At 70.6% G+C, this 25,659-nt stretch carries 25 protein-coding genes; 6 read left to right on the forward strand and 19 right to left on the reverse strand.

The features are described 5' to 3' along the window. Window positions 1–67: 67 nt before the first annotated feature. Window positions 68–2,908: an excinuclease ABC subunit UvrA gene (uvrA, locus tag V5E28_RS22430; protein WP_336208973.1), complete on the reverse strand. Its 2,841-nt coding sequence runs from the start codon at window positions 2,906–2,908 to the stop codon at window positions 68–70. Between the two features lie 334 nt (window positions 2,909–3,242). On the opposite strand from uvrA, the gene V5E28_RS22435 reads away from it, so the two are divergent. Both V5E28_RS22435 and V5E28_RS22440 read left to right on the forward strand, forming a co-directional pair. Then, complete coding sequence (locus tag V5E28_RS22435; protein WP_336208974.1) at window positions 3,243–4,034, forward strand: maleylpyruvate isomerase family mycothiol-dependent enzyme; 792 nt, start codon at window positions 3,243–3,245, stop codon at window positions 4,032–4,034. Beyond that, the gene (locus V5E28_RS22440; RefSeq protein ID WP_336208975.1) at window positions 4,031–4,687 is read left to right on the forward strand and encodes an MBL fold metallo-hydrolase; all 657 of its coding nucleotides are present in this window, start codon (window positions 4,031–4,033) and stop codon (window positions 4,685–4,687) included. The genes V5E28_RS22435 and V5E28_RS22440 overlap by 4 nt, the downstream gene beginning before the upstream one ends. 60 nt (window positions 4,688–4,747) lie before the next feature. Here V5E28_RS22440 and V5E28_RS22445 read toward each other — a convergent pair whose 3' ends face one another. The 13 genes from V5E28_RS22445 to V5E28_RS22505 all read right to left on the reverse strand — a co-directional run bounded on the left by V5E28_RS22445 (window position 4,748) and on the right by V5E28_RS22505 (window position 17,477). Continuing rightward, window positions 4,748–5,020, reverse strand: coding sequence for a hypothetical protein (locus tag V5E28_RS22445; protein WP_336208976.1), 273 nt, complete (start codon window positions 5,018–5,020; stop codon window positions 4,748–4,750). Between the two features lie 59 nt (window positions 5,021–5,079). Beyond that, window positions 5,080–5,901, reverse strand: a complete 822-nt coding sequence (pssA, locus tag V5E28_RS22450) for a CDP-diacylglycerol--serine O-phosphatidyltransferase (protein ID WP_336208977.1) — start codon at window positions 5,899–5,901, stop codon at window positions 5,080–5,082. Continuing rightward, on the reverse strand, window positions 5,888–6,529 hold the full coding sequence (locus V5E28_RS22455) for a phosphatidylserine decarboxylase (RefSeq protein ID WP_336208978.1): 642 nt from the start codon (window positions 6,527–6,529) through the stop codon (window positions 5,888–5,890). Before V5E28_RS22455 ends, pssA begins: the two co-directional genes overlap by 14 nt. Before the next feature lie 108 nt (window positions 6,530–6,637). Then, window positions 6,638–7,621 (reverse strand): TerC family protein, encoded by a 984-nt coding sequence (locus V5E28_RS22460; protein ID WP_336208979.1) that lies wholly within the window; start codon window positions 7,619–7,621, stop codon window positions 6,638–6,640. Window positions 7,622–7,803: 182 nt separating this feature from the next. After that, the gene (locus V5E28_RS22465) at window positions 7,804–8,892 is read right to left on the reverse strand and encodes a glycosyltransferase family 4 protein (RefSeq protein ID WP_336208980.1); all 1,089 of its coding nucleotides are present in this window, start codon (window positions 8,890–8,892) and stop codon (window positions 7,804–7,806) included. A gap of 140 nt (window positions 8,893–9,032) precedes the next feature. Further along, window positions 9,033–10,649: a murein biosynthesis integral membrane protein MurJ gene (gene murJ / locus V5E28_RS22470; RefSeq protein ID WP_336208981.1), complete on the reverse strand. Its 1,617-nt coding sequence runs from the start codon at window positions 10,647–10,649 to the stop codon at window positions 9,033–9,035. Between the two features lie 37 nt (window positions 10,650–10,686). Then, window positions 10,687–11,532, reverse strand: a complete 846-nt coding sequence (locus V5E28_RS22475; protein ID WP_336208982.1) for a hypothetical protein — start codon at window positions 11,530–11,532, stop codon at window positions 10,687–10,689. A gap of 1 nt (window position 11,533) precedes the next feature. Then, entirely contained in the window at window positions 11,534–12,514 is a 981-nt protein-coding gene (locus V5E28_RS22480) for a copper transporter (protein ID WP_336208983.1), read from the reverse strand. Then, a complete protein-coding gene (gene steA / locus V5E28_RS22485; RefSeq protein WP_336208984.1) occupies window positions 12,511–13,707 on the reverse strand; it encodes a putative cytokinetic ring protein SteA in 1,197 nt (398 codons plus the stop codon). Before steA ends, V5E28_RS22480 begins: the two co-directional genes overlap by 4 nt. 73 nt (window positions 13,708–13,780) lie before the next feature. Next, the gene (gene recN, locus V5E28_RS22490) at window positions 13,781–15,520 is read right to left on the reverse strand and encodes a DNA repair protein RecN (RefSeq protein ID WP_336208985.1); all 1,740 of its coding nucleotides are present in this window, start codon (window positions 15,518–15,520) and stop codon (window positions 13,781–13,783) included. A gap of 93 nt (window positions 15,521–15,613) precedes the next feature. After that, window positions 15,614–16,513, reverse strand: coding sequence for an NAD kinase (locus V5E28_RS22495; protein WP_336208986.1), 900 nt, complete (start codon window positions 16,511–16,513; stop codon window positions 15,614–15,616). Further along, window positions 16,510–17,322 (reverse strand): TlyA family RNA methyltransferase, encoded by an 813-nt coding sequence (locus tag V5E28_RS22500; RefSeq protein WP_336208987.1) that lies wholly within the window; start codon window positions 17,320–17,322, stop codon window positions 16,510–16,512. Before V5E28_RS22500 ends, V5E28_RS22495 begins: the two co-directional genes overlap by 4 nt. Continuing rightward, window positions 17,319–17,477, reverse strand: a complete 159-nt coding sequence (locus V5E28_RS22505) for a hypothetical protein (RefSeq protein WP_336208988.1) — start codon at window positions 17,475–17,477, stop codon at window positions 17,319–17,321. The genes V5E28_RS22500 and V5E28_RS22505 overlap by 4 nt, the downstream gene beginning before the upstream one ends. Window positions 17,478–17,602: 125 nt before the next feature. Here V5E28_RS22505 and V5E28_RS22510 point away from each other — a divergent pair, with 125 nt between their 5' ends. Next, the gene (locus V5E28_RS22510; RefSeq protein ID WP_336208989.1) at window positions 17,603–17,950 is read left to right on the forward strand and encodes an SCP2 sterol-binding domain-containing protein; all 348 of its coding nucleotides are present in this window, start codon (window positions 17,603–17,605) and stop codon (window positions 17,948–17,950) included. Window positions 17,951–17,974: 24 nt separating this feature from the next. On the opposite strand, the gene V5E28_RS22515 is transcribed toward V5E28_RS22510, so the two are convergent. Further along, complete coding sequence (locus V5E28_RS22515; protein WP_336208990.1) at window positions 17,975–18,946, reverse strand: HAD-IIA family hydrolase; 972 nt, start codon at window positions 18,944–18,946, stop codon at window positions 17,975–17,977. Window positions 18,947–19,024: 78 nt separating this feature from the next. Here V5E28_RS22515 and V5E28_RS22520 point away from each other — a divergent pair, with 78 nt between their 5' ends. Next, entirely contained in the window at window positions 19,025–19,465 is a 441-nt protein-coding gene (locus tag V5E28_RS22520; RefSeq protein ID WP_336208991.1) for a TipAS antibiotic-recognition domain-containing protein, read from the forward strand. Window positions 19,466–19,806: 341 nt separating this feature from the next. On the opposite strand, the gene V5E28_RS22525 is transcribed toward V5E28_RS22520, so the two are convergent. Beyond that, window positions 19,807–20,292 (reverse strand): GNAT family N-acetyltransferase, encoded by a 486-nt coding sequence (locus V5E28_RS22525; RefSeq protein WP_336208992.1) that lies wholly within the window; start codon window positions 20,290–20,292, stop codon window positions 19,807–19,809. Window positions 20,293–20,469: 177 nt separating this feature from the next. Continuing rightward, a complete protein-coding gene (locus tag V5E28_RS22530; protein ID WP_336208993.1) occupies window positions 20,470–20,892 on the reverse strand; it encodes a tetratricopeptide repeat protein in 423 nt (140 codons plus the stop codon). A gap of 110 nt (window positions 20,893–21,002) precedes the next feature. On the opposite strand from V5E28_RS22530, the gene V5E28_RS22535 reads away from it, so the two are divergent. Then, entirely contained in the window at window positions 21,003–22,415 is a 1,413-nt protein-coding gene (locus V5E28_RS22535) for a DUF1015 domain-containing protein (RefSeq protein ID WP_336208994.1), read from the forward strand. Between the two features lie 246 nt (window positions 22,416–22,661). Here the strand turns inward: V5E28_RS22535 and V5E28_RS22540 are convergent, their stop codons facing one another. Beyond that, entirely contained in the window at window positions 22,662–23,048 is a 387-nt protein-coding gene (locus V5E28_RS22540; protein WP_336208995.1) for a single-stranded DNA-binding protein, read from the reverse strand. A gap of 109 nt (window positions 23,049–23,157) precedes the next feature. Between V5E28_RS22540 and V5E28_RS22545 the strand changes: the two genes are divergently transcribed. Then, complete coding sequence (locus V5E28_RS22545; protein WP_336208996.1) at window positions 23,158–24,084, forward strand: MBL fold metallo-hydrolase; 927 nt, start codon at window positions 23,158–23,160, stop codon at window positions 24,082–24,084. A gap of 40 nt (window positions 24,085–24,124) precedes the next feature. Here the strand turns inward: V5E28_RS22545 and V5E28_RS22550 are convergent. Then, a partial coding sequence (locus V5E28_RS22550) for a hypothetical protein (protein ID WP_336208997.1) occupies window positions 24,125–25,659 on the reverse strand: 1,535 nt, incomplete at its 5' end.

A 25,659-nucleotide genomic window follows, 5' to 3' on the forward strand; every position in this document is an offset into this window, starting at 1 on the left:
GCTGACACGGTCAGACCCTGTCAAACCCCCCGTCGGTAGACAAGGCCCACCCGCACCGGCGCCGCGGCTAGACGGAAAGGATCTTGCGCAGGAAGCGGCCCGTGTGGCTCTCGTCCACCAGCGCCACCTCCTCCGGCGTGCCGGCCGCGACCAGGGAGCCGCCGCGCGAGCCGCCTTCGGGACCCATGTCGATGACCCAGTCGGCCGTCTTGATGACGTCGAGGTTGTGCTCGATGACGATGACGGTGTTGCCGCCGTCGACCAGCCGTCCGAGCACCCCGAGCAACCTGCGGATGTCCTCGAAGTGCAGGCCCGTGGTGGGCTCGTCGAGGACGTAGATGGTCCGCCCGGTCTGCCGGCGCTGCAGCTCGGAGGCGAGCTTGACGCGCTGCGCCTCGCCGCCGGACAGCGTGGTGGCCGGCTGGCCGAGCCGTACGTAACCCAGGCCGACGTCGTTGAGCGTCTGCAGATGACGCTTGATCGCCGGGATCGCGTCGAAGAAGGACAGCGCCTCCTCGATCGGCATGTCGAGGACCTCGGCGATCGTCTTGCCCTTGTAGTGGACTTCCAGCGTCTCCCGGTTGTAGCGGGCGCCGTGGCAGACCTCACAGGGGACGTAGACGTCGGGCAGGAAGTTCATCTCGATCTTGATGGTGCCGTCGCCGGCGCACGCCTCGCAGCGCCCGCCCTTGACGTTGAAGCTGAACCTGCCCGGCTGGTAGCCGCGCACCTTCGCCTCGGTGGTGGCCGCGAACAGCTTGCGCACATGGTCGAACACGCCGGTGTAGGTGGCGGGGTTGGACCTCGGGGTGCGGCCGATCGGCGACTGGTCGACGTGGACCACCTTGTCGACCTGGTCCATGCCGTTGATGCGCGAGTGGCGGCCGGGCACCGTGCGGGCGCCGTTGAGCTCCTTGGCCAGCGCGTTGTAGAGGATGTCGTTGACCAGGGTGGACTTGCCGGAGCCCGATACTCCCGTGACCGCGGTGAACACGCCGAGCGGGAAGTCGATGTCGACCCCCTGGAGGTTGTGCTCGCGCGCGCCCTTGACGGTGATCTGGCGCTTCTTGTCGCGCTTGCGGCGCTTGGCGGGGATCGGGATGCTCCTGCGACCGGACAGATACTGGCCGGTCATGGACTCCTCGCTGGCCAGCAGGTCCTGGACCGTGCCGGAGACGACCACCTGGCCGCCGTGCTCGCCGGCGCCGGGGCCGATGTCGACCACCCAGTCGGCGGCGGCGATGGTGTCCTCGTCGTGCTCGACCACGATGAGCGTGTTGCCCATGTCGCGCAGCCTGACGAGCGTGTCGAGCAGCCGCATGTTGTCGCGCTGGTGCAGGCCGATGGACGGCTCGTCGAGCACGTAGAGGACGCCGACGAGGCCGGAGCCGATCTGCGTGGCCAGCCGGATGCGCTGCGCCTCGCCGCCGGCGAGGGTGGCGGCGGCCCGGTCCATGGTGAGGTAGTCGAGGCCGACGTCGAGCAGGAAGCCCATGCGGGCGTTGATCTCCTTGACCACCCGCTCGGCGATCTGCATGTCGCGGTCGGACAGCTTGAGCTCGGCCAGGAACTTCGCGCACTCGCCGATCGACATGCCGGACACGTCGGCGATCGACCTGTCGGCGACCTTGACGGCCAGAGAGACCGGCTTGAGCCTGGCCCCTCTGCAGGTCGGGCAGGGGATCTCGCGCATGTAACCCTCGAACCGCTCGCGGGTCGCGTCGCTCTCCGCCTCGGCGTGCCTGCGCTGCACCCAGGGGATGACGCCCTCGTAGGTGGTGTAGTAGGAGCGCTGGCGGCCGTAGCGGTTGCTGTAGCGGACGTGGACCTGCTCGTCGTGGCCGAACAGCAGCGACTTCTGCGCCTTCTTGGGCAGCCTGTCCCACGGCGTGTCGAGGGTGAAGCCCATGGTGTGGCCGAGCGCCTCGACGAGCCGGACGAAGTATTCGCTGGTGTGGCCGCCCGACCAGGGATGCAGCGCGCCGTCGCCGAGCGTGCGCTCGGGGTCGGGCACGACCAGGTCGGGGTCGACCTCCATCTTGGTGCCGAGGCCGGTGCACTCGGGACAGGCGCCGAACGGCGAGTTGAAGGAGAACGAGCGCGGCTCCAGCTCCTCGAACGACAGGTCGTCGTAGGGGCAGTAGAGGTGCTCGGAGTAGAAGCGCTCGCGGCTCGGGTCGTCCTCGGGCAGGTCGACGAACTCCAGGGTGATCGTGCCGCCGGACAACAGCAACGCGGTCTCGACCGAGTCGGTGAGCCTGCGCCGCGCCGACTCCTTGACCGAGAGGCGGTCGACGATGACCTCGATGTCGTGCTTCTCGTACTTCTTGAGCGTCGGCGGCTCCTCCAGCCGTACGACGACGCCGTCGACCCTGGCCCGGGCGAAGCCCTTGGTCTGCAGCTCGCGGAAGAGCTCGCCGTACTCGCCCTTGCGGCCCCTGACGACGGGGGCCAGCACCTGGAACCTGGTGCCCTCGTCGAGGTCCATCACGCGGTCGACGATCTGCTGCGGCGTCTGCCTGGCGATCGGGCGCGCGCAGACCGGGCAGTGCGGCTTGCCGATGCGGGCCCACAGCAGCCTGAGGTAGTCGTAGACCTCGGTGATCGTGCCGACGGTGGAGCGGGGGTTCTTGCTCGTCGCCTTCTGGTCGATCGACACCGCCGGTGACAGGCCCTCGATGAAGTCGACGTCGGGCTTGTCCATCTGACCGAGGAACTGGCGGGCGTAGGCCGACAGCGACTCGACGTAACGCCGCTGGCCCTCGGCGAAGATGGTGTCGAAGGCCAGGCTCGACTTGCCCGAGCCGGACAGGCCGGTGAAAACGATCAGAGCGTCTCGCGGCAGGTCGAGCGAGACGTCCTTCAGATTGTGCTCTCGTGCACCACGCACGATCAGGCGGTCTGCCACGGCGATCCCGGAAGTCGAAAGGCGGATAGGTCCACGGGGGATGGTAGACGGGGGCTCCGACAAATTCGGCAGGGCCGACTCCGCCCTGGCGGAAATCCGTCCCTGTCAGATTACGGCCTACTCCCGCCCCGGCAGGAGGCCTTTAGCTTTCAACCCCGCGACCTGCGCTTTTATGCCCACGGTCGGGCCCGCCGTCCCACTGCACACCCATGCCGCCCCCAACCGAGCCCATCGCAGCGGCCATGTCCATCACACCGGCCCTGCCCCCGACGCCTACGGTCATGCCCGTCACCCGCTGCGGCCCCGCTGACCGCACATGATGAAATATCGGTCCATGACCGTCCTCCCGAGACTGCAGGCCGAGATGGCCGAGGCGAGCGACCTGCTGCTGGACACCGCCGCCTCCCTCTCCGACGGCGACATCCTCGCGCCGTCCCGCCTGCCCGGCTGGACCAGGGGCCACGTGCTCGTCCACGTGGCCAGGAACGCCGACAGCTACGTCAACCTGCTGACCTGGGCCAGGACGGGCGTCGAGACCCCGCAGTACGCGAGCGCGGCAGCGCGTGAGTCCGAGATCGAGGCCCGCGCCGCCCTGTCCGCCGCCGAGCACGTCCGCGACCTCAAGGAAAGCGCCGCCCGCCTGGACGCCGAGATCCGCGACCTGCCCGAGACGGCGTGGCGGGCCCTGGTCGCCGGCATGCGCCCGCCCGCGCATCCCGCCTGGTACGTCGTGGTCAGGCGGCTGCGCGAGCTCGGCATGCACCACGTCGACCTGGGCGCCGGCTACGGCCCGGCCGACTGGCCGGAGGAGTTCGTCCGCAGGGAGCTGCACGACTGCCTCCTGTCCTGGCCGTACGAGCGCAGCACCATCGGCGCGGTGCACTTCACCGATCCGTCCGTCCAGCCGTGGCACGACCTCGGGCCGGGCCCCGCGGTGGCCGGCGCCCCGGCCGACATGCTGGCCTGGCTCACCGGCAGGTCGTCGGGCGAGGGGGTTAGGGTGGTAACAGAGGGGCGGTCGTGCCTGCCTGGCACGGCGGGCGCGGAGCTACCGCCGCCACCGCCGTGGCTGACGATGCCCGCCCCCGCTGACCTGCCCGTGACGCCCCCGAAGGACTACCCATGACCTACACAGGCGACGTCCAGGTCGGCGGCCCCGCCGATGTGCGAGAGCTGCCCGGCCTGACGATCTACAAGCTCGCGGTCGGCCCGTACGACAACAACTCCTACCTGCTGCGCTGCACCGAGACGGGCGACGGCCTGCTCATCGACGCGGCCGCCGAGGCCGACCGTCTGCTCGCCCTGATCGCCGACCAGCCGATCAGCGCCATCGTCACCACCCACCAGCACGGCGACCACTGGCAGGCCCTTGAGCAGGTGAGCAAGGTGACGGGCGCGCAGATCCTGGCCCACTCCCTGGACGCCTCCGCCCTCCCGGTCCGGGTGGACCGCACGATCGAGCACGGCGACCGCATCACCGTGGGCGCCGTCACCCTCGAGGCCATCCACCTGCGCGGCCACACTCCCGGCTCGATCGCCCTCCTCTACGACGACGGCGACAACGGCCGGCACCTCTTCACCGGCGACTCCCTGTTCCCCGGCGGCGTGGGCAACACCCAGAAGGACCCCGAGCGCTTCGAGCAGCTCTATACGGACGTGGTCGAGCGCATCTTCGACCGCCTTCCGGACCAGACCTGGGTCTACCCCGGCCACGGCAAGGACACGACGCTGGGCGCCGAGCGCCCCTCCCTCCCGGAGTGGAAGTCCCGGGGCTGGTAGCTCGTTCCAGACGCTGGGGGCCGAGCCGGGAAGAGCTCGTTCGTGTCCGCGGACGGACGGTCACCGGCGGGCCAGCACGCGGATGATCCGTTCGGCGGCCAGCGCCGGGTCGTCGGCGATCCCCACCAGCTCGCCCCACGACCATCGGTAGAACCACCCGTCGGGCAGTGGCACGCAGTCCACGGTCTCGGCGAGCAGTGCCGTGTCGGGATCGCTGATCCGCAGCATGGGCGGGTTGGCGCGCAGGATCGCGGTCAGCCCGTGCTGCTCCAGCTCCGTGGCCAGTTTCCCGAGGAAGTACGTGCGCGTGTGTTCGCGCGGCGTGACCGGCATGAGTCCATCAAATCCGATGGCACCGCGAAAATCCCGTCCATCGCGGTGCCCGATCCGGATCAGTGGCCGATGCGCTCGGCCTCCCGGCGGAGTTCGCGCTTGTAGAAGAGCACGCGCAGGGGGATGGCGGCGACCAGCACGATCTGCATGGTCGCACCGATCTTGATAGGCATGTCGCCACCCTCGGGCCAGGCGACCCAGAAGGTGAGGAACGCCACGTTGATCATGATCCATACGAGGACGCCGGCCGCGAGCTGGCCCTTCGGCTTGGGGTACTCGATGCGGCTGACCATCAGCCAGGCCACGCCCAGCACGGCCAGCAGCGACCACACGCTCGGCTCGAACAGCAGCACGATCGAGATCACGGTCATCGCGCCCATCGGGATGGGCAGGCCCATGAAGTCGCCGCTCTTGGTCTTGACGCAGGCGAACCGCGCCAGCCGTACGACACCGGCGACGAGGACGGCCGCGGCCGCGGCCACCACCGCCGCGAAGGGCACCTGCTGGGTGAACCCGCCCCAGATCACGACCATGAACGCGGGCGCGAACCCGAAGCTGATCACGTCGGCGAGGTTGTCGAGCTCGGCGCCCATGGCGGAGGCGCGGAAGCGCCGCGCGACCAGGCCGTCGAACAGGTCGCAGGTGGCGCCGATGAGCAGCAGCACCACCGCCGTGGCGAAGTAGCTCGGAGCGGGCGTGAAGTTGCCGTCGGTCCTGAGGGCCTCGATCGCCGAGGCGGCCAGGACGCACACGGCGAGGAACCCGCACAGGGCGTTGCCCAGCGACAGGGAGTCTGCGGCGGACAGGCGGAACGCCTTTCCGACAGGACCTCGAGGCTCTTCCTCTTCGGCCTGCCAGCCGCCGGCGTCAGCCGTGGTCAATTCTGGTCACCCCCGCAACTGTCTTCTCGCCCACGGAGACCGCGGGCGAGATCCCTTCGGGAAGGTAGATGTCGACCCTGGAACCGAACCTGATCAGCCCGATCCTCTCGGCGCGCGTGACCTTGGCGCCGGCGCTCATGTACGGCACGATCCTGCGCGCCACCGCGCCCGCGATCTGCACCATCTCGATGTCACCGAGCGCGGTTTCGAAATGCCACACCACGCGTTCGTTCTGGTCACTGTCCTTGTTGAAAGCCGGCAGGAACCCACCTGCCACATGCTGCACGGACGCGACATTTCCCGCAAGAGGTGCCCGATTGACGTGGACATTCAGCGGGCTCATGAAGATCGCGACCCGGGTACGGCCGTCGGGCCACGGGTCGACGCTCTGCACGACGCCGTCGGCGGGTGACAGGATCCGCCCCTCGCCCGGTGTGCGATCGGGGTCGCGGAAGAACCAGAGCATCGCGCCGGCCAACGCTCCCAGCGGCACCGCCGCGAGCGACCACCGGCGGTCCCGTCGCGTCAGCAGCGCGGTGGCGGCCGCCGTGGCCACCGTCGGGAAGAGCCACGGGGAGACCCCGCGTGCGAGCCTTACACGGCTCGACTTTGCAGAATCGACTGACACGTACAACCTTCGATGGTGACTGGACTGGGCGCTTTGCCGTGATGTTACAGAACTCGCAACTATGACACGACGCAACTACACAAGCAAAGCGCCTCGAAAGCCGTTTCGCTAGACCTGCTCCGATTGGGTTTGCTCGCTCTTGCGTGCGTCAACGCGGGCCTTGACCAGGCTCGCCACGGTGGTGACGACCATGGTCACACCGATGACCGTGAGCGAAACCCAGATGGGGATCTGTGGCGCCCAGGGAACCCCGCTGGCGTGCAGAGCCTCCAATACCAGCTTAACCCCGATGAAGCCCAGGATGAACGCCAAACCGTAGCTGATGTACACGAGACGCTGCAGCAGCCCGCCGAGCAGGAAGTAGAGCTGGCGGAGCCCCATCAGGGCGAAGGCATTGGCGGTGAAGACGATGAACGGGTCCGTGGTGAGGCCGAAGATGGCCGGGATGGAGTCGAGGGCGAAGAGCAGGTCGGTGCTGCCGATGGCGATCATCACGATCAGCATGGGGGTGACCATGCGCCTGCCGTCGATCTTGACGGTGATCTTCGAGCCGACGTAGGTCTCAGTGGTGGGGAAGGCCCTGCGCACCCAGCGGAGCAGGATGTTCTCGTTGAAATCATCCTCGTCGTTCCTGAGGTGGTCACGGATGATGGTGATCGCCGTGTAGACCAGGAATGCGCCGAAGACGTAGAAAAGCCAGCTGAACCGCTCGAGCGCGGCGGCGCCGAGGGCGATGAAGATGCCGCGCATCACCAGTGCCAGGAGGATGCCGACGAGCAGCACCTTGTGCTGATAGATCCGCGGCACCGCGAAGCGGCTCATGATGATGAAGAAGACGAACAGGTTGTCGACGCTGAGGCTGTATTCGGTGATGTATCCGGCGAAGAACTCACCGGCCTTCACCCCTCCAGACGTGATCCAGAGAATCACTCCGAAGATCACGGCCAGGGCCACGTAGAAGGAGACCCAGTAACCGGCCTGGCGCATCGAGAACTCGCGCGCCTCGCCACGGTCGACGATCCACAGGTCGACCGCCAGAACCAGCAGGAGACCGCCGATCACGACGGCCCAAGCCCACCAGGGTTCGCTCATGCTGTATTACCTCCGGCATACACGACGGATTGCCGGAGGTCTCTCCCGCCCGCCTGACACGCGGACCGGCAGCCCCGGGGGCCCCGTGGAGCGGGGCTGCACCGTGATGACGAGGCTGCCGCGAAGGGATACTCCCCTCCCTTAACGCACGCAGTATACGAGAACGCGTAAGCCCCACCTAATCACTGGTCCGGGCCCGACCGGCCGTAGACCTCCAGGACGCTCCGGAGAGCGTCGTCCTCCCGGGGCAGCTCGGCGCCACGCCGGGCCGCCAGCGCGGCCCATCTCGCCGCCGCGTCCGGGTCGTCGATCAGATCCTGTACGGCGGAGCGCAGGGCGGCCGCGTCCCCGTAGGGCACGAGCACGCCGGCGTCACCGACGAGCGCCGGGACCCCGCCGACGGCCGTCGCCACGACCGGGCGGCCTGCCATGAGCGTCTCGCTGAGACTGAGCGGCTGTCCCTCCCATCTGCTGGCCCAGACCGCCACGGTGGCGGCGGCGAGCAGGTCGGGCACGTCATCCCGGTTCCCCGGCAGCAGCACGGGCAGTCGCTCGCCGTCGATCCTGCGCTGCAGCTCCGCCCGCAACGGCCCTTCTCCGGCGATCACGAACAGGGGGTCGCGCCCGCCGGGCCATGGCCCGGCGGCGGCGTCGAGGAGGGTTTCGAGCCCCTTCTGCTGGGCGAGCCGGGCGATCGCGAGCACGATGGGCCGCTCCCCCGCGCCCAGTTCGGCCCTGACTTCGGCCGGCGTTCGACCGGCGGGGCGCGGCACCGGGGCGGGCACCACCGCGGGTCGCACGTCCCGCGCGCCGAGCGCGCTCATCCGCTCGCCCAGATCGGGTGAGACGACCAGCACGTGGTCGGCCCTGCGCGCCACGATCCGCTCCAGCACCGTGTAGACGGCCCCGACGGTCCCGCCGGCGGTGAGCGCGTTGTGCAGGGTGACGACCAGCCTCGGCCCGCCCCGCCCCGGCCTGGCCAGCGCGGCCAGCGCCCCCGCCCGCAGCCCGTGGGCGTGCACCACGTCGGCTCCTCCGGTCAGTCGCCTGATCGCCAGGATGGAGCGCAGGTCGTTGACCGGACTCGGCCGATCGGAGACGAGCACCTCGGCGAAGCGGGCACCCGCCGCGCCGAACCCGAACCGCTCCTCCACGCTGCGCGGCCCCACCACCAGCACGCGATGCCCGAGCCGCGCCAGGCCGCCGGCCAGCATCCGCACATGCCGCCCGGTGCCTCCCGACGTGGTCCCCATCACGAAAGCCACCCGCACAGCCACTCCTCACTCTCAACCGACCGTCCAGCCCAGCCGAACACCAACCCGACCCACCCAGGCCCCGCCGAACACCAACGCGACCCGCCCAGGCCCCGCCGAACACCAGCCGACCGTCCAGCGCCGCCGGGCGCGACCGTTCAGCCCCGATCAGACCCGCGCCTGCCGAGCGCCCCTGCCACCATCCTGGCGTCGGCCCGGTCCACGAGGGCCACGACGCAGCCTCCCACCGCCGCGGCCACGGCGGCGGCCAGCAGGGTCGCCCACACGTTCGGCCAGATCCCGGCCGCCCCGAACGCCCGCGCGACGGCCGCTCCCGCCACGAACCCGGCGACGCCTCCCGCCACGGCGGCCGACCCGGCCCTCCCGAGCCCGGCCATCGCCGCCCGCCCGCGCTCACGCGCCACGAACAGCAGCAGCAGCCCGCCGCCCGCCGTCATGCCGACGGTCATCCCGAGCGCCATCCCCGCGATCTTCCATCCCGCGGGGAACGCCAGCGCGAACACCGTCTGCGCCACCATCACCACGCCCCACCCCGCCACCGTCCCGGCGGCGACGGCCCGGCCACGCCCGAGGGCGTACAGCACCCGGCTCAGATGCGCGATCAGCCCATAACCGATCAGTCCGGGCGCGAACAGCGCGATGGCCCGGGCCAGCTCGGCCGGGGACACCTCGGTCTTGCTCCCCAGGAACACCACCGCTCCCGGCTCCGAAGAGGCGGCCAGCACCCCGGCGGCCACCCCCGACACGAGCACGACGGCGCGCGTGGTGCTCGCCGCGAGCGCCGAGAACGCCTCCGTCTCGCCTCCCTCCGCCTGCGCGGCCAGCCTGGGGAACGCGCTGGTGGCGATGGGTACGGCCAGAACGGCATAGGGCACCAGGTAGATGGCCCACGCGTAGTTGTAGACGGCGAGCGCACCCTCGCCGATCACGTTGTTGGACAGCGCCAGCACGACGACCATGGCGGCCTGCTGGGCGAGCAGCCCGGCGATCCCGGCCATGGCGAGCCTGCGCACCTGCGCGGCCACCCCGTCGGGGAAGCCGAGCGTGGGCCGCCACCGCAGGCCGAGCCTGGCGGTGGGGCCGATCACGGTGAGGACGAGCGCCAGCACACCGAGGCTGGTGCCCACGGACAGCGCGAGTTCCGCCGCCCGCGGCACCCTGCCGGGGTCGACCTCGCCCTGGCTGAGCGGCACGAACAGCAGGTAGGCGACGATGACCACGATGCTGGAGACCAGGGGCGCGACGGCTGGCCCGGCGAACCGGTTGTGCGCCTGGAGCAGGCCGTAGAGCACGACGGCCACGCCGTACAGGGGGATCTGGGGCGCGAAGACCACCAGCATCCGGGTCGCGACCGCGTTCACGTCGGCCGCCTCGCAGCCCTCCACGGTGAACAGGCCGACGATGGGCCCGGCGAGCAGCGCGGTGAGCACGGCCACGGGCACGAGCACGACGACCACCCAGGTCAGCAGCGCCGAGGTGATCCGCCCCACCCGGTCGCGACCGGGCTCGGTGCCGCCCGCGGCGGCACCGGCGAGGACCGGCACCACCATCCCGGCCAGCGCGCCCCCGACGACGACCTCGAAGACGATGTTGGGGATCTGGTTGGCCGTGAAATAGGCGGAGGACAGGCAGTTGGTGCCGACGGTCTGGGCCAGGGCGTACTGCTTGGCGAATCCCGTGACGCGAGCCAGCACGGTGATCGCCCCGATGAGCAGCGCACCGCCCGCCACGCCCCGCGCGAGACGGGAGGTCACACGCCCGCCTCGCGCCCGGTCACGGATGGCACTCTCGTCACACGGGATCGGCGGGCCGGCGGCCCAGCATGTCCAGCTGGTTGAGCACCTGGTTGCCCGCGATGACCTTGGTGAAGCTGATCTTCTCCGAGGCGGCCGTGAGCGCCGCCACGGTGCCGAGCAGGGCGAGCCTGCCGGGCCGGCCGAGCGTGGTCACGGCGGCGAGGCCGAGCAGGGCGCCCAGGGCGTTGGCGCCGGCGTCGCCGAGCATGGCCCGCTCGCCGAGGTCCTCGGGCAGCAGCGCGGCGGCGGCGCCCAGCGGCACCGCGGCCAGGGCCGCCGTCGCCGGCGAGTCACGCACGACGGCGGCGACGAGCAACGGCCCGCCGGTGAGCAGGCCGACCTTGATGGCCCGGCCGGGGCGCAGGTCGAACAGGTTGGCCAGGTTGGCGGCGCCGGCGATCGTGGCGCCGTTGACGACCGTGTCGACCGGCCCGCGGGAGACGAGCGCGGCGGCGGTGAGGCCGGTGGCGCCGATCCCGAGGATCTTGACGGCACCGCTGGTGACCTCGCCGCGGGCGAGCGCCGTCAGATGCCCCTTGAAGCCCTTGGACTTGGTCGTCCCGTAGAGGTCGTCGTAGGCGCCGAGCGCTCCGCTGCCCGCTCCGGCGAGCAGCGCGGCCAGCCGTACCCGTGCGGGCAGCCCGGGCGCCAGCGCGGCGGCCACGGTCGAACCGGCCACGAAGGCGGGGCCTTCCAGCAGCGTGATGGGCTCGCCGCGATGGTTCTTGCGAGTCCAGCGGCCACCCGTGTCCTTCTCCCGGGTGAAGGCGGTGTAGGCGGCGCGGGCCGCGGCGGCGCCGAGCGCGGCGCCGGCGAGGGCGTAGAGCAGGCCACGGGCCATGTCAGCTCCCTGACTCGGTGGATGTCGGGGACGGCGTCGGAGTCGGCTCCACCGGCTGGAACGCGGTCACTCCCGGGCCGGTGCCGTACTGCCCGGCGCCCCCGCTCAGTTGCTCCCGCAGAGCGTAGACGATCACGACCCGCCCCGCGGGCAGATCGGCGCTGTCGACGGTGGAGACGCGCTTGACGAGATCGGCGTCGTCACGCAGCGCGGTGATCCCGCCGCCGGGGGCGGCGGAGGTGGCGGCGGCGCCGGTGACGACCGCGCCCATGCCGCCCGCGTCCAGCCCACCGGCCAGCGAGGTGAAGGCCGCGGCCTGGGCCGGGGCGCCCTCCCCCTCGAAGGGGATCTCCGAGGCGAACACGACCGCGAGGGTGGCGCGCTTGCTCGGGTCGCCGTCGATGTTGAGGAACCCGCCCGTCTCCAGGCCGCTGAGCACGGCTCCGGTGGCCTCGTTGGCCGTGCCCGCCTGCGCCTGGTCGGTGGTCGTGACGCTGGCGGCGAGCAGTGCGGCGGCCTTGTCGTGGGCGGTGGCCGACGCGGCGAAGGTCATCTCCGCGGGTTTGAGCTGGTTGACCAGGCCGTCGAGGACGCCGGCGCTCTTGGGGTCGAAGTACTTTTCGGTCAGCGACAGGCGGCCGGTGACCACGGCGCCCGCGTCGGCGAGCACCTCCTGCTCTTCCTCGCGGTAGGCGGCGCTGGCGCCCGGCGCCTCCACCAGCAGCACCTGCTGGCCGGCGAGCTCGCCCTCGACGAGCTTGGGAGTGAGGGTGGTCACGAACGAGTCGTTCGCCTGCGCCCGGCCCTGCAGCTCGTCGATCTGGCCGCGCTGCTCCTGCTTGTCCGCAGTGAGCTGGCGGGTCAGCTCCTCCGCCGACCTCATCGCGGGCTCCTGGAGCAGGGTGGCTCCCAGCACGATGCCCACGGCCAGGGCCAGGAAGATGGCGACGATGGAGACGAGGTGATAGCGGAAATCAATCACGAGAAGAGCCCGACCAACCAGAAGATGAACGCGTTCCAGAAATCTTGCAGGCCGTTCAGCCAGGTCTGGCCGAGCGGAGAGAAGGCGAGGGCGACCCCCATGGTGACCAGCGCCGTGATCGCCAGCAGCAGCAGCTGCGGGGTGGAGATGCGGCTGCGGTAGAGCATGCTGACGCCCTTGGCGTCGACGAGCTTGCTGCCGACGCGCAACCGGGTGAGGAAGGTGCTGGCCATGCCGGAGCGCCCCTTGTCGAGGAACTCCTCGAGCGTGCCGTGGGTGCCGACGGCGACGATCAGCTCGGCGCCCTTGTCGTCGGCCAGGAGCATCGCGATGTCCTCGCTGGTGCCGGTCGACGGGAAGATCACGGCGTCGCGGCCGAGCTGGTGGACGCGCTCCAGGCCGGGCGCCCTGCCGTCGCGGTAGGCGTGCACGATGAGCTCGGCGCCGCAGGTGAGCGCCTTGGTGGAGACGGAGTCGAAGTCGCCCACGATCACGTCGGGCAGATAGCCGGCCTCCAGCAGCGCGTCGGCGCCGCCGTCGACGCCGATCAGGACCGGGCGGTATTCACGCAGGTAGGGGCGCAGGGTGGCGATGTCTTCCTTGTAGTGATAGCCGCGCACCACGATGAGGGCGTGCCTGCCCTCGATGGGGGTGCGGATGTCGGGCACGCCCACGCCGTCGATGAGCAGCTTGCCCTCGCCGCGCACGTACTCCATCGTGTTGACGGCGAAGGCCTCGATCTGCACGGCCAGGCCGGCGCGGGCCTCGGCCATGGCGGCCTCGACGGCTTCGGGAGTCTGCTCGTCGCCCTTGCCGACGACCTCGTCGCCGAGGTAGACGACCCCTTCGTGCAGCCGGACGCAGTCGCCGTCCTTGACGTGCTCGAACAGCTCCTGGCTGGCGTTGTCGACGAAGGGGATGCCGGCCTCGATGATGATCTGAGGGCCCAGGTTGGGATAACGGCCGCTGATGCCCGCCGCGACGTTGACCACGCCCGCGGCCTCGCATGACACCAGCGCCTCCGCGCTGACCCGGTCCACGTCGACGTGGTCGATGATCGCGATCTCCCCCGGCTTGAGGCGCTTGGTGAGCCTCTTGGTCCGACGATCGATTCGCGCCACACCCGTGACACCGGGAAGGTCGTTGACCTTCCGCCCGCGGAGGCCCGGCATCTTGTTACCCGGAACCTTCATCAAGACCATCCTGCCAGAGGGAAACACCTAGGAGGTCACGCACTGCGGGGCGTGTCCACTATGTCACGCAGGATCACCTGTCGGTCGCGGCCAGGCCCAGGAGCTCCTCCGCGTGTGCCCTGCCCAGCTCGGAGTCCTCCAGACCGGCGAGCATGCGTGACAGCTCCTTGACCCTACCCTCGTGGTTGAGCGTGACGACGCCGCTGCGGACCACGCTGCCGTCACTGGCCTTCTCCACCACCAGATGCTGGTCGGCGAACGCGGCGACCTGCGGCAGGTGAGTGACGACTATCACCTGCGCGGTGCGGGCCAGCCTGGCGAGCCTGCGCCCGATCTCGACCGCGGCCTTGCCGCCGACGCCCGCGTCGACCTCGTCGAACACGAACGTGGGCACCGGGTCGGCTCCCGCGAACACGACCTCGATCGCGAGCATGACGCGGCTCAGCTCGCCGCCCGAGGCGCCCTTGTTGAGCGGCAGCGGGGGTGCGGCCGGATGGGCGGCCATCCTCAGCTCCACCTCGTCGACGCCGTCGGGGCCGAACTCGGCCGCCTGGGTGAGCTGGACGACGACCCGCGCGTGCGGCATGGCCAGGGCGGTGAGCTCGTCGGTGACGGCCTGGCCGAACCGCTCGGCGGCCGTCCCCCGCACCCGGGTGAGCTCGGCCGCCAGCTCGGTGAGGCGCTCGGTCAGCTCCTCGTGCTCGCGGGCCAGCTCTCCGATGCGCTCGTCGTCGCCCTCCAGCTCGCCCAGCCGGGCGGCGGCCTCCTGCGCCCAGGTCAGGACTCCCGCGCTGTCCTCGCCGTACTTTCTGATGAGCCCGGTCAGGACCGAGCGGCGCTCCTGCACCGCGGCCAGCCGGGCGGGGTCGCTCTCGATCGACTCGGCGTAGGCGGCCAGGTCCGTGGCCACGTCGGAGATCAGATAGCCGGCCTCGGCCAGCCTGTCGGCCACCTCGGCCAGCTGGGTGTCGAAGTCGCGCACCGCCTCGACGGCCGCCCGCGCCTCGCCGAGCAGCGATATCACGTCGTGCGCGCCGCCCGTGGCCTCCATCGGGTCGCCGAGCAGCGCCGTGTGGGCGGTGGTCGCGGCGCTGCGCAGCGCGTCGGCGTGCGACAACCGCTCCTCCTCGCCGCGCAGCTCGACGTCCTCGCCCGCCTTGGGGTCGACCTTCTCGACCTCCTGCAGGCCGAACCGGAGCAGGTCGGCCTCCTGTGACCGCTCCCGGGCCCTGGTGGTGAGCTCGTCGAGCAGCGCCGCCACCTGCTTGTGCCGCTTGTAGGACTGCGTGTAGGCGCGCAGCGGCTTGACCAGGTCGTTGCCGGCGTAGCGGTCGAGCGCGGCGCGCTGCCTGGCGGGCTGGAGCAGGCGCTGCTGATCCATCTGGCCGTGCACGGCCACGAGGTCGTCGGCGAGGTAGGTCAGGGTGCCGACGGGCACGGTGCGGCCGCCGAGCCAGGCCCTCGACCGGCCCTCTGCGGAGACGGTGCGGGAGATGATGAGCTCGCCGTCGTCGACTTCGCCGCCGATGTCCTCGACCTGCTGGGCGACGCGGCCGCCCCCCTCGATGACGAGCGTGCCCTCGACGGTCGCCTTGTCAGCGCCCGGGCGGATGCGCGAAGGGTCGGCCCGGCCGCCGAACAGCAGCCCGAGCCCGGTGACGACCATCGTCTTGCCCGCACCGGTCTCGCCGGTGACCACGTTGAAGCCCGGTGAAAGCTCCAGCACGGCCTCGTCGATGACGCCGAGTCCCTGGATGCGGACCTCCTCGACCCTTGGTCGCAACTGCCCACTCCCGTCACTTCCGTGTTTCATGATCACACGCGCGGCGAGGTCTCTCCGGCCCCACCCGCTCGTGTTCCGAACACCTGTGCGCATGTGATCCTACGCGCTCGGACCTCAATTCACTCAGGGTCGCACCCTTCCGCGCCACCCCTGGACGGGTAGTTCGAACTTGGCGACCAGCCTGTCGGTGAACGGCGCGCCGGTGCTCTCCACGCCGTGCAGCCGGGCCAGCCGCACCGGCTCGGTGCCCCGCCGGACCTCCACGCGCGCGCCCGAGGGCAGGTCGAAGCGTCGGCGGCCGTCGCACCACAGCACACCTCCCGGCGTGTCGGGCAGGATCTCGACGGCGAGGGTGGAGCGCGGCGAGACGACGAGCGGCCTGGCGAACAGCGCGTGCGCGCTGATGGGCACCATGAGCATGGCCTCGACCTCCGGCCACACCACCGGCCCGCCCGCGGAGAAGGCGTAGGCGGTGGAACCGGTCGGGGTGGCGCAGATCACGCCGTCGCAGCCCCAGCGCGACAGGGGACGGCCGTCGATCTCGGCCACCACCTCCAGCATGCGCTCCTGCTTCTCCACGGTGATCTCGTTCAGCGCCCAGGTGTCGGCGATGACCTGGCCGTTCTGCCTGGCCAGCACGTCGATGGTCATCCGCTCCTCGACGTCGTAGCGGCCGGCTACCACGCTGTCGACCGCGGCGGCCAGATCGGCGACCTCTGCCTCGGCGAGGAAGCCGACGTGCCCGAGGTTGACGCCGAGCAGCGGGGTGCCGGTGGGCCTGGCGAGCTCCGCCGAGCGCAGCAGCGATCCGTCGCCGCCGAGCACGATCATGACTTCGACGTCCTTGGCGGCGCTGGGCTCGTTCACCACCACGTCCGCGCCGAGGCAGCCGATGTCGTCCGCCTCCACGTCGAGCACCCTGACGCTGAGGCCCGCCTCGACGAGACGGTCGATCACCAGGCGGGCGCTCTCGATGGCGGCCCCCCGCCCCGTGTGCGCGGTGACCAGCACTGTCCGGTTCATTGCGGCCCTTCCGCCACGGCCCGCCGGATCTCGGTCTCGATGTCGGCGACCGGCGGCTCGCCTTCACCCTTGCCCAGCCAGAGCAGGTATTCCACATTGCCCGACGGGCCGGGCAGCGGGCTGGCGGTGACGCCGCGCACGGCCAGCCCCAGCTCGACCGCCTTGGCGGCGGCCTGGCGCACGGCTCCGGCTCGCAGCTCGGGATCGCGTACCACGCCCCCGGCGCCGACCAGATCCTTGCCCACCTCGAACTGGGGCTTCACCAGCATCACGAAGTCCGCGCGCGGCGCCGCCACCTCGACCAGGGCGGGCAGCACGAGCCGTAGCGAGATGAACGACAGGTCGCCGACGACCAGCGTCGGCGGCTCGCCGACCATGTCGGGCGTGAGTTCGCGCACGTTGACGCGCTCCATGACCGTCACCCGCTCGTCGCTGCGCAGCGACCAGGCGAGCTGGCCGTAGCCGACGTCGACGGCGAGCACGCACGCGGCGCCGCGGCGCAGCAGGACGTCGGTGAACCCGCCGGTGGAGGCGCCCGCGTCCAGGCAGCGGCGCCCTTCCACGGACAGCTTCCCGAACGCCTCAAGGGCCCCGATCAGCTTGTGGGCGCCGCGCGAGACGTAATCCGGCCCGTCGACGGCCTCGGCCACGACGATGGCCGACGCGGTGTCCACCTGGGTGGCCGGCTTGCCCGCACGCCGGCCGCCCACGCTGACCCGGCCCGTCTCGATGAGCTGGACGGCCTGCTCGCGCGACCTGGCCAGGCCGCGCCGTACCAGCTCGCTGTCGAGGCGGATCCTGCGGCTCACTGGGCGTCCACGGCGCCGAGCGTGGTCTCCAGCCCGGAGAACGCCTCGTCGAACACCGCCACATGATCGCTCACCGGCAGCTCGGCCAGGCGGGCGAGACCGGCGAGGACCGCGTCGACCCGCTCGTCGCCCGTCTCCTCTGGGAGCTCACTCATGACACGACGGTAACGCCTCGGGTGAGCGCCCGGGACCTTGGCGGGCGTGTCACTCGTTGAGGGTCATGCGGGTGGCTCCGATGTGGAACGCTACGGACCGTAAAAGGGCAGAAGGGAAGCTCATCATGGCAAGCGTCGAGGAGTGTCGGGCGGCACTGGTGAAGCTCGTCGCCCAGTTCGACGAGATCGACGAGGAGGACCGGGCCAAACACGTGGTCGAGCGTACGGTCAGCTGCCGCGTGTCCGACCTCCACGTGGTCTTCTACGGCCGGCTGCACCACGGGGGGCTGGACCCGTTCACGGAGGGGCCGCCTGCCGACGGCAAGCCTGCCGACGTCAAACTCACGATCGCGAGCGACGACCTGGTCGCGCTGGTCGACGGCGAGCTCGATCTGGCCCGTGCGCTCCTGGGCGGCCGGGTGAAGATCGACGCGAGCTTCGGAGACCTGCTGCGGCTGCGCCGCCTCCTCTGACACCTGCTCACGTCGCGCCCCCTCTCAGGTGATCCGGTCGAGGACCGGCTTGACCGCGTCCTCCTCGGCGCCTCCCTCGCCCGCCGCGCCCCAGGCGGCGTCGCAGGCGGCTCGCAGCCCGTCGATCCGGCTGCCGTCGCCCTCCAGGTGCAGCGCGCCGTCCACCCAGCGGGCCTGCCAGCCTCCGCAGGCGCCCTGCCGTACCTCGGGATAGGGCAGCAGGAGCGCGGACAGATCCTCGCCGACGTACGCCGGCCGGCGCCGGGCGGGCGCGGTGAGCAGGTCGAGGGGGGTGCAGACGCCGGTGAGCACCAGCAGCCCGTCGACGCCCGCGTTCACGGCGCCCTCGATGTCGGTGTCGAGCCGATCCCCCACCACCAGTGGCCGCTTCGCCCCCGTACGGATGACCGACTCGCGGTGCAGCGGCGGATCGGGCTTGCCTGCGTAGACGGGCTCCACCCCGGTGGCCGTGGCGATCACCCTGACCATCGCGCCGTTGCCCGGCTGCTCCCCGCGCCCGGTGGGCATGGTGGTGTCGCCGTTGGAGGCGACGAACAACGCCCCCTGCCGGACGGCCAGCGCCCCCTCCGAGAGCAGCCCGTACGACAGCCCCGGCGCGAACCCCTGCACGACCGCCACGGGCGAGTCGGCCGCGGTGCTCACGGGCCTGAGCCCCTGATCGCGTACGGCCAGCCGCAACCCTGACCCGCCCACCACCAGCACGTTCGAGCCCGGCGGCACCCTCTCGGCGACCAGCCGCGCGGCCGCCTGCGCCGAGGTGACGACATCTGGGCTCCCGGCGGGCACCCCCAGTGCGCGCAGATGCGCGGCGATCGCGGCGGGCGTCCGGGAGGCGTTGTTCGTCACGTACGCCAGCCGTACCCCACGCCGCTGCGCCTCCTCCAGCGCCTGCGGAGCCCCCGGCACCGCCCGATCGCCCAGGTAGACGACCCCGTCCAGGTCCAGCAGCAGGGTGTCGTAGCCGTCGATCAGCACCGCGCCTCACTCCTCTTGACCCTCACGTCAGGTGAGACTCTAGCCTCGGCCTCGTACCCACCTATGAGGAGGCCGACCATGTCCATGGAACTCAATCTCACCCCAGAAGAGAAATCAGAACTTTTCGGAGATTTCGCCCCTGAGGAGTACGCCGCCGAAGCCGAGCAGCGCTGGGGAGGCACCGACGCGTGGCGGGAGTCGGCCGCCCGCACCGCCTCGTTCACCAAGCAGGACTGGGCCCGCTTCACCGCCGAGGCGGGCGACATCTCCAGCCGGCTGGCGGCGGCGATGCGGGCCGGCCTGCCCGCGAGCAGCGAACAGGCCATGGACCTCGCCGAGGAGCACCGGGCGCACATCACCCGCTGGTGCTATCAGTGCGGCTACGAGCTCCATCGCGGCCTCGGCGAGATGTACGTCTCGGACCCGCGCTTCACGGCCACCATCGACCGCGCCGCACCGGGCCTGGCGGCCTACTACCGGGACGCCATCGCGGCCAACGCCACCCGCAACGGAGCCTGACCCCCCACGCCTGGGCCTCCAGTCCCGGACCAGGGCATCGCCGCCCTCACCCCTGTCCAGCCAGATCAGACGCAACGCCGTGATCTCCGCCCGACCACTCCGGCCAACCGGGCGTGGAGGCCGTACAGGACTGTGCGTTCCTGTTCACCACCGCACGTTGAAAGCAAGAAGGCGGGAAGGCCCAGGCACGCCCGGAAGCCGCCCGACCCGACCTGCCGCCCACCTTCCCCACCGGCAGAGCGTGTCAGCCCTCCCAGCCCCGCCTTTCCCCGTTGGTAAAGCGGGTCAGTCCCCCCGGCCCCGCCTTGCCGCCACCCGCCTTCCCCCGCCGACGGGACGTGTCAGTCCTCTCCGAGCGGAACCACGTATCGCCGCAGGCCGCCCTCCGCCTGCTCGGCCACCGCGCCCAGCCGTTGTGCCAGTCGCTGGGACGCCAGGTTGCCTTCGTCGGTCTCGACCAGGATCTCCGTCAGCCCCACGCGCCGCCCCCACGCCAGAACGGTCCGAGCCGCCTCAGTGGCGAGCCCCGCCCCCCGGTGTTCGGGATCGAGGCTGTAGATGATCTCGACTCTCCCGTCCTCATGCCGCCGCAACCCGCACATCCCGATCAGCTCGGCGCCCAGGTACGCCTTCCACAGGCCGTAGCCGTAGTGCGCGAAATCCGCGTCGCTGTCACGCAACAGCATGGAAGCCAGGCCGGCAGAGACCTCGCCGTCGTCGAACAGGTAGCGCCTCACCTCAGGCCGGTTCCAGTGCGCTACCAACTCCACGACGTCGTCCACACCGGCCGGGCGCAGCTCCAGCCGCTCAGTACGAAGAACCGTCACACCATCCAGCAAACACGGCAATCGCCGAGGCCGCAGCAGTCAGCCCCCGTCGCGGCCTTCCAGCGAGCAGGCGGACAGGTCCCGTGACCACCTTCACCCGGGCCTCCCACGAACAGGAGGACAGGTGCAGCGGCCCCCTCGCCCGGCCTGCCATCCAATCTGCGGAACTCCGGAGAGCTACGCCTCCCGGCGTGCGCGCAGCGTCGCGCGCACACCCTTCAGGGCCGACACGTAGTGACGCTCGTCAGGACGCATGGCCACGGCGATGGCCAACGGCTCCTGAGCCGCCTCGATGTCACCCGTGCGCCACAGCGACAGGCCGAGCCCGAAGTAGGCGTAGTCCTCCGCCGGATTGGCGTCGACGATCCAGCGGAAGCTGCTGGCAGCCTCGGAGTACTGCCGGGAGTTGAACTGAGCCCGGGCCAGCGCCTCCCTGATGCTGCGCGAGTCCGGCTCGGCGACGGCGGCCCGCTGAAGCAGTGCGGCCGCGGCAGCGGGGCTGCCCTCCTGCAACAACTTCACCCCACGCTGATACCAGTCGTAGACGTCGCCGTCCGGAGTGCCGAAGGAATCATCGTGAACGTTTCCGCCTTGGACCATACGTGAGCTCTCCTTCGTCGACATATGACGGATTCGCTGCGGAATCGGACGCCACCGTGGCGGCGGGGCGATTGCCGGAAGGCTCAGACGTTTATGGCAGCATGCCCGGTATGGGGATTTCCGAACTGCCGATACCGGATGGGCTCGTGCTGCGCCCATTCCGGGGTGTCCGCTTCGCCGTCGATGATCCCGCCAAGGTGACCTCCCCGCCGTACGACCTGATTTCGGACGGGGATGTCCGTACCCTGCTGGACTCCCATCCCAACAATGTCGTCCGTCTCATCCTTCCCGCACCGCCCGCTCCGGACGCCGACGTTCGCCGTTCGACCGGCTCAGCGGAACCATCCGCGCCGCAGCCGGTCGATGCGACAGGTAAGGATGAAAGCCCCAATCGCCCTCAGAAGTTCTCTCTCGAGTCGTCAACGTCCCGGTACAGCGAAGCTCGCAGCACGCTGCATGCCTGGCTGGAATCCGGCGTGCTCGTCCCTGACGAACAACCGGCCCTGTACGTCTATGAGCAGCGTGGCCAGGGCATCCTCCAGCGTGGCCTGATCGGGGACGTGGGCCTCGCGGACCCCACGCAGCGGATCATCCTGCCTCACGAGGACGTGCTGCCGGGCCCCATCGCGGACCGCCTCGCGCTCATGAGCACCACTCGGGCCAACCTCGAACCCATCTTCCTCCTCTACGACGGCGACAACGGCTCGGCCACCCGGAAGGTGGACGAGGTGGCGTCGACGCGCCCGCCTCTCGTGACCGCCCACACGGACGACGGCCTGACCCACCGCCTCTGGGCCGTCACCGACGAGGCCGAGATCGAAGCCATCAACGACGACCTCCGGCAGCGCCAGGCCCTGATCGCCGACGGCCACCACAGATATGCCACCTACCGGGTACTCCAGCGCCAGGAACACGTGACCCACGCCTCCGCCGAGCCCGGAAAACGTTCGGCATCCAGCCCGTGGGACTTCGGCCTGGCTCTGCTCGTGGACTCCACCACGTACGCCCCCCACCTCCGGGCGATCCACCGGGTCATCCCCGGCCTCCCCCTGGAGGAGGCGGTCGCGCGGGCGAAGGGATCGTGGCGCGTACACGATCACGACGACCTCGAACAGGGCCTGGCCGCCCTTGAGGCCACCCAGGAGCCGGCCTTCCTGCTGGCCGGCGAAGAGGGCGTCCACCTCCTCACGAATCCTGATCCCGTGCAGCTCGCACTCGCCATGCCCGCCGACCGATCCGACCGGTGGAACTCGCTGAACACCTCGATACTCACCGAGTTCGTGATGCCGAAGGTGTGGGGCCTGGAGGATGACGAGCAGACCGTGCGCATCGTGCACCACGACGCCCAGGCCGCCGCGCAGCTGGCCATCAGCGCAGGGGGCACCGCCGTCCTCCTCAAGCCGCTTGCCGTCGACGACGTCCTGGCGGTCGCGGCAGGCGGTGAACGCGTCCCCCGAAAATCCACCTCCTTCGGCCCGAAACCCAGAACAGGTCTGGTCCTGCGCACCTTCGCCACGGACTGAGCGCCCCAGACAGAGACAGAACGCCCCAGGGGGACACAGAGCGACCCACGGACACGCAGCAGCCCCGCAGACACAGAACCGACCGGACAGGGCCATGTGCCGGCGGCCAGGCCGGCCTCGCCGTCGGCCGAGCCCTCCGCCTGCCATCCGCCAGACCGGCGATTCCGTGGATCGGGCGGGTTACTCCACCGGCCGGATCCATTCACCCCTGCGCCGAGTCCGCTGTCTGCTGTCCGCCGGGTTCGCTCAACCCGCCTCGGCCAGGGCAGAGACCGGCCGGGGCCGCAGCACCTCCGGCGGCTCGGCTTCGGGCATGAGCTCGGCCTCGATCCGCATGGCTGCGGCCACCTCCACCTCGTAGCTCCAGATCTTCGCCGCCGACGGCCCGTAGACCCGGCAGCGGAAGGCGCCGGTGATCTCCAGGGGGTCGCGGGGTTTCAGGCTGCGGACGAGATCGGCCACCTCGGGGTCGAAGGTCACGCACGGGATGCTGTCGGTGAGGATGCCACCGCGCCGGTGCCTGCGGCGGCGCACCAGCAGCCGCCACTTCGTCATGGTGTCGCCACTCGGCAGGCAACGGTCTTCGGCCGCCGCCGACAGCCGCCCCACCAGCAAGACCTCGTTACGGTCCATTGTCGTCCTCCCATAGGTGTCGTCGTGGAGATCACTCTCTACGATGAGGAAGAGGCCGGTTCGGCTCGAATGCCGTTCTGGGGACAGTCGACGCGGCTCGGGAGTGCCTGTGGACAACATCACCGCCCTAGGCGGCGACGTCTATGAGATCGACACGAAGATGGCCGGCTACACCGGGATCACCGCCGGCTACCTGATTCTGGGCGATCGCCCCTGTCTGGTGGAGACGGGGACGTCGACGTCCGCACCGGTGGTGCGCGACGCGCTGGCCTCGCTGGGCGTGGGGCCGGAGGACCTCGCCACCGTGGTCGTCACGCACATCCACCTGGACCACGCGGGCGGAGTAGGCGACATCGCGAAGTTCTTCCCGTCCGCGCAGGTGGTCGTCCACGAGAAGGGCGCGCGACACCTGGCCGAGCCCTCCCGATTGATGGCCAGCGCGCGGATGGTGTGGGGAGATCGCCTCGACACACTTTTCGGCGAGCTCTCCCCGACCGAGGCCGAACGCATCGTCGCGCTGGGCGACACCGGCGCCATCGATCTCGGCAACGGCAGGACGCTGAGCAGCCACTACTCTCCCGGCCACGCCAAGCACCACGTGGGCCTGATCGATTCCGCCACCGGTGACCTGTATGTCGGCGACGCTGCAGGCGTCTACCTGCCGGAGACCGGCGACCTGCGTCCCGCGACGCCGCCGCCGGACTTCGACCTGCAGACCGCACTCGACTCGATCGCCCTGTTTGAGGCCCTTGGCCCGCAAAGGCTCCTGTTCAGCCACTACGGCCCTGTTGACGCCGTACGTGAAACGCTCGAACGGTCCGCGGAGGAGCTTCGTGTCTGGGTGGATCTGACCCGCCAGGCCCATTCCGAAGGCATGGACCTCGATCACGCCGTCGCCATGGTCCGCGACCGCACCAAGGAGCGATACACCGCCCTCGACTCCGACGACGGCACGGCCGAGCAGTTCGAACTCCTCAGCGGCGCTCCTTCGAACGTCGCGGGCATCCTTCACTGGCTCAACCGCGTCTCGCCGTAATACTTCATGCGGGTACGGCACTCCGTACCCGCATGAAGTGTTATCCGTCGCGCTTCGGCGTTTCCTCAGAGCCCTCGCCGGGCTGGTTGAGGATGTCGCCGAAGTCCGGCTCGATGAAGGCCGGAGAGATGTTCGGGACGGACGAGGTGGTCGATTTGGCCTGTCCTGCGTCGGAGTCGCGAGCCTCGGCAGCGGACTCGTCGGTCACGGACGACTCCGTTTCGGACGACTCCGTTTCGGACTGTGCTGCCTCCGACGGTGCTGCGTCCGACGGTGCTGCGTCCGACGGTGCTGCCTCGGACGCCTGAGCCTCAGGCACCGCGCTGTCAGCCGTCTCGGCCTCGGACGCGGAGTCGTCATCGGAGCCACTGGACTCCGTGCCGCCCTCCCGCTCCTCGGCCGAGGCAACGCCTCGACCAGGGGAACCATCGGCTGCCACGTCCTGCGGCTCGTCCAGTACGTCACCCGGTTCGGGATCGTCGCCGGCGGCTCGTGCCTCGTCATCCGACTCGGGCCCGTCCGTACCGTCCAGGACGTCGTCGGGTCGCGAATCGTCGCCCGCGGAGCTCTCGGATTCGTCGGCGGCCGGACCTTCGAGAAGGTCGCCCGCCTCCGCGAACGCCGCCGCGTCATCCGCCTCGTCGTCCACCTCCGGACCAGTGGCCGAGGCTCCGGCGTCGTCGAAGTCGTCCTCGTAGTCGAACTCCTCCTCGACGTCCTCGATCACGGCACCGGTCAGCTCGGCGTATCGCTCGGCGGCATCCGTCTCGCCGTCCTCGTCGAAGGCCATCGCCCTGCCGAACCAGTCCGCGGCCGCCTCGTCATGCCCGGCCTCGGCCAGAGCGTCGGCGTAGGCGAACGCGAGCCGCGCCGACCAGGGCTTCGGCTGCGGATCCCGCAACTCGGGCAGGCGCTGGAGAGTGATGACAGCGGCGTCATGCTGGCCGAGGTCACGGCGAGCGCCGGACTCCACGATCGACAGCTCGATACGCCCCGCCCGGTCGAGACGCTCCGCCTCAGGCGAACGGACCAGGTCCAGCGCGCGCTCCGGCCGGCCCATCCCGCGCTCGCAGTCAGCCATGACCGGCAGGTACGCGTCCGAACCGGTCATCCTCCTGGCGGCACGCAGATCGCTCAACGCCTCGGAGAAATGCCCCGCCCGGTAGGCGACGATGCCGGCGGCCTCCCGTACGACACCGATCCTGGCCGCGAACCTGCGAGCCACCTTGGTGTGCTCGTGCGCCTTGTCGGGATCGTCCGCCGCGAGAGCGCGCTCCGCGGCGACCATGTGCCGGCCGACCAGTTCCGCCAGGTCGCCCGGAAGGGACCTCAGCTCCTCGCGTACCTCCTTGTCGAGCTCCTCGGCGGTGATGTCGGGCTCGACCTCGGGCAGCGGCTCGCGCGGCGGGGCGTCGGCCTCACGGTCGTCCCTGCCGTACCTCGCTCGCGTGCCGGGGCGCTCGTCGCGCGAATCCCGCGAGAACGGCCGCGAACGCTCATCGCCCTGGTATCCGCCCTCCCGGCTGGGACCGCGGTCGTCACGGTCGCGGAACGGACGGCGCTCACCGGAAGCGT

This window comes from Nonomuraea sp. LPB2021202275-12-8, from assembly GCF_037044575.1.
Taxonomy (GTDB): domain Bacteria; phylum Actinomycetota; class Actinomycetes; order Streptosporangiales; family Streptosporangiaceae; genus Nonomuraea.

Excerpts from the sequence above, each read along its gene's own strand:
- V5E28_RS22535 (WP_336208994.1), top strand. The coding sequence starts at position 21,003 with ATGGGGATTTCCGAACTGCCGATACCGGATGGGCTCGTGCTGCGCCCA.
- V5E28_RS22540 (WP_336208995.1), bottom strand. The coding sequence starts at position 23,048 with ATGGACCGTAACGAGGTCTTGCTGGTGGGGCGGCTGTCGGCGGCGGCC.
- steA (WP_336208984.1), bottom strand. The coding sequence starts at position 13,707 with ATGAAGGTTCCGGGTAACAAGATGCCGGGCCTCCGCGGGCGGAAGGTC.
- V5E28_RS22505 (WP_336208988.1), bottom strand. The coding sequence starts at position 17,477 with ATGAGTGAGCTCCCAGAGGAGACGGGCGACGAGCGGGTCGACGCGGTC.
- recN (WP_336208985.1), bottom strand. The coding sequence starts at position 15,520 with ATGAAACACGGAAGTGACGGGAGTGGGCAGTTGCGACCAAGGGTCGAG.
- V5E28_RS22475 (WP_336208982.1), bottom strand. The coding sequence starts at position 11,532 with ATGGCCCGTGGCCTGCTCTACGCCCTCGCCGGCGCCGCGCTCGGCGCC.
- V5E28_RS22460 (WP_336208979.1), bottom strand. The coding sequence starts at position 7,621 with ATGAGCGAACCCTGGTGGGCTTGGGCCGTCGTGATCGGCGGTCTCCTG.
- V5E28_RS22520 (WP_336208991.1), top strand. The coding sequence starts at position 19,025 with ATGTCCATGGAACTCAATCTCACCCCAGAAGAGAAATCAGAACTTTTC.
- V5E28_RS22440 (WP_336208975.1), top strand. The coding sequence starts at position 4,031 with ATGACCTACACAGGCGACGTCCAGGTCGGCGGCCCCGCCGATGTGCGA.
- V5E28_RS22495 (WP_336208986.1), bottom strand. The coding sequence starts at position 16,513 with ATGAACCGGACAGTGCTGGTCACCGCGCACACGGGGCGGGGGGCCGCC.
- V5E28_RS22530 (WP_336208993.1), bottom strand. The coding sequence starts at position 20,892 with ATGGTCCAAGGCGGAAACGTTCACGATGATTCCTTCGGCACTCCGGAC.
- V5E28_RS22510 (WP_336208989.1), top strand. The coding sequence starts at position 17,603 with ATGGCAAGCGTCGAGGAGTGTCGGGCGGCACTGGTGAAGCTCGTCGCC.
- V5E28_RS22445 (WP_336208976.1), bottom strand. The coding sequence starts at position 5,020 with ATGCCGGTCACGCCGCGCGAACACACGCGCACGTACTTCCTCGGGAAA.
- V5E28_RS22435 (WP_336208974.1), top strand. The coding sequence starts at position 3,243 with ATGACCGTCCTCCCGAGACTGCAGGCCGAGATGGCCGAGGCGAGCGAC.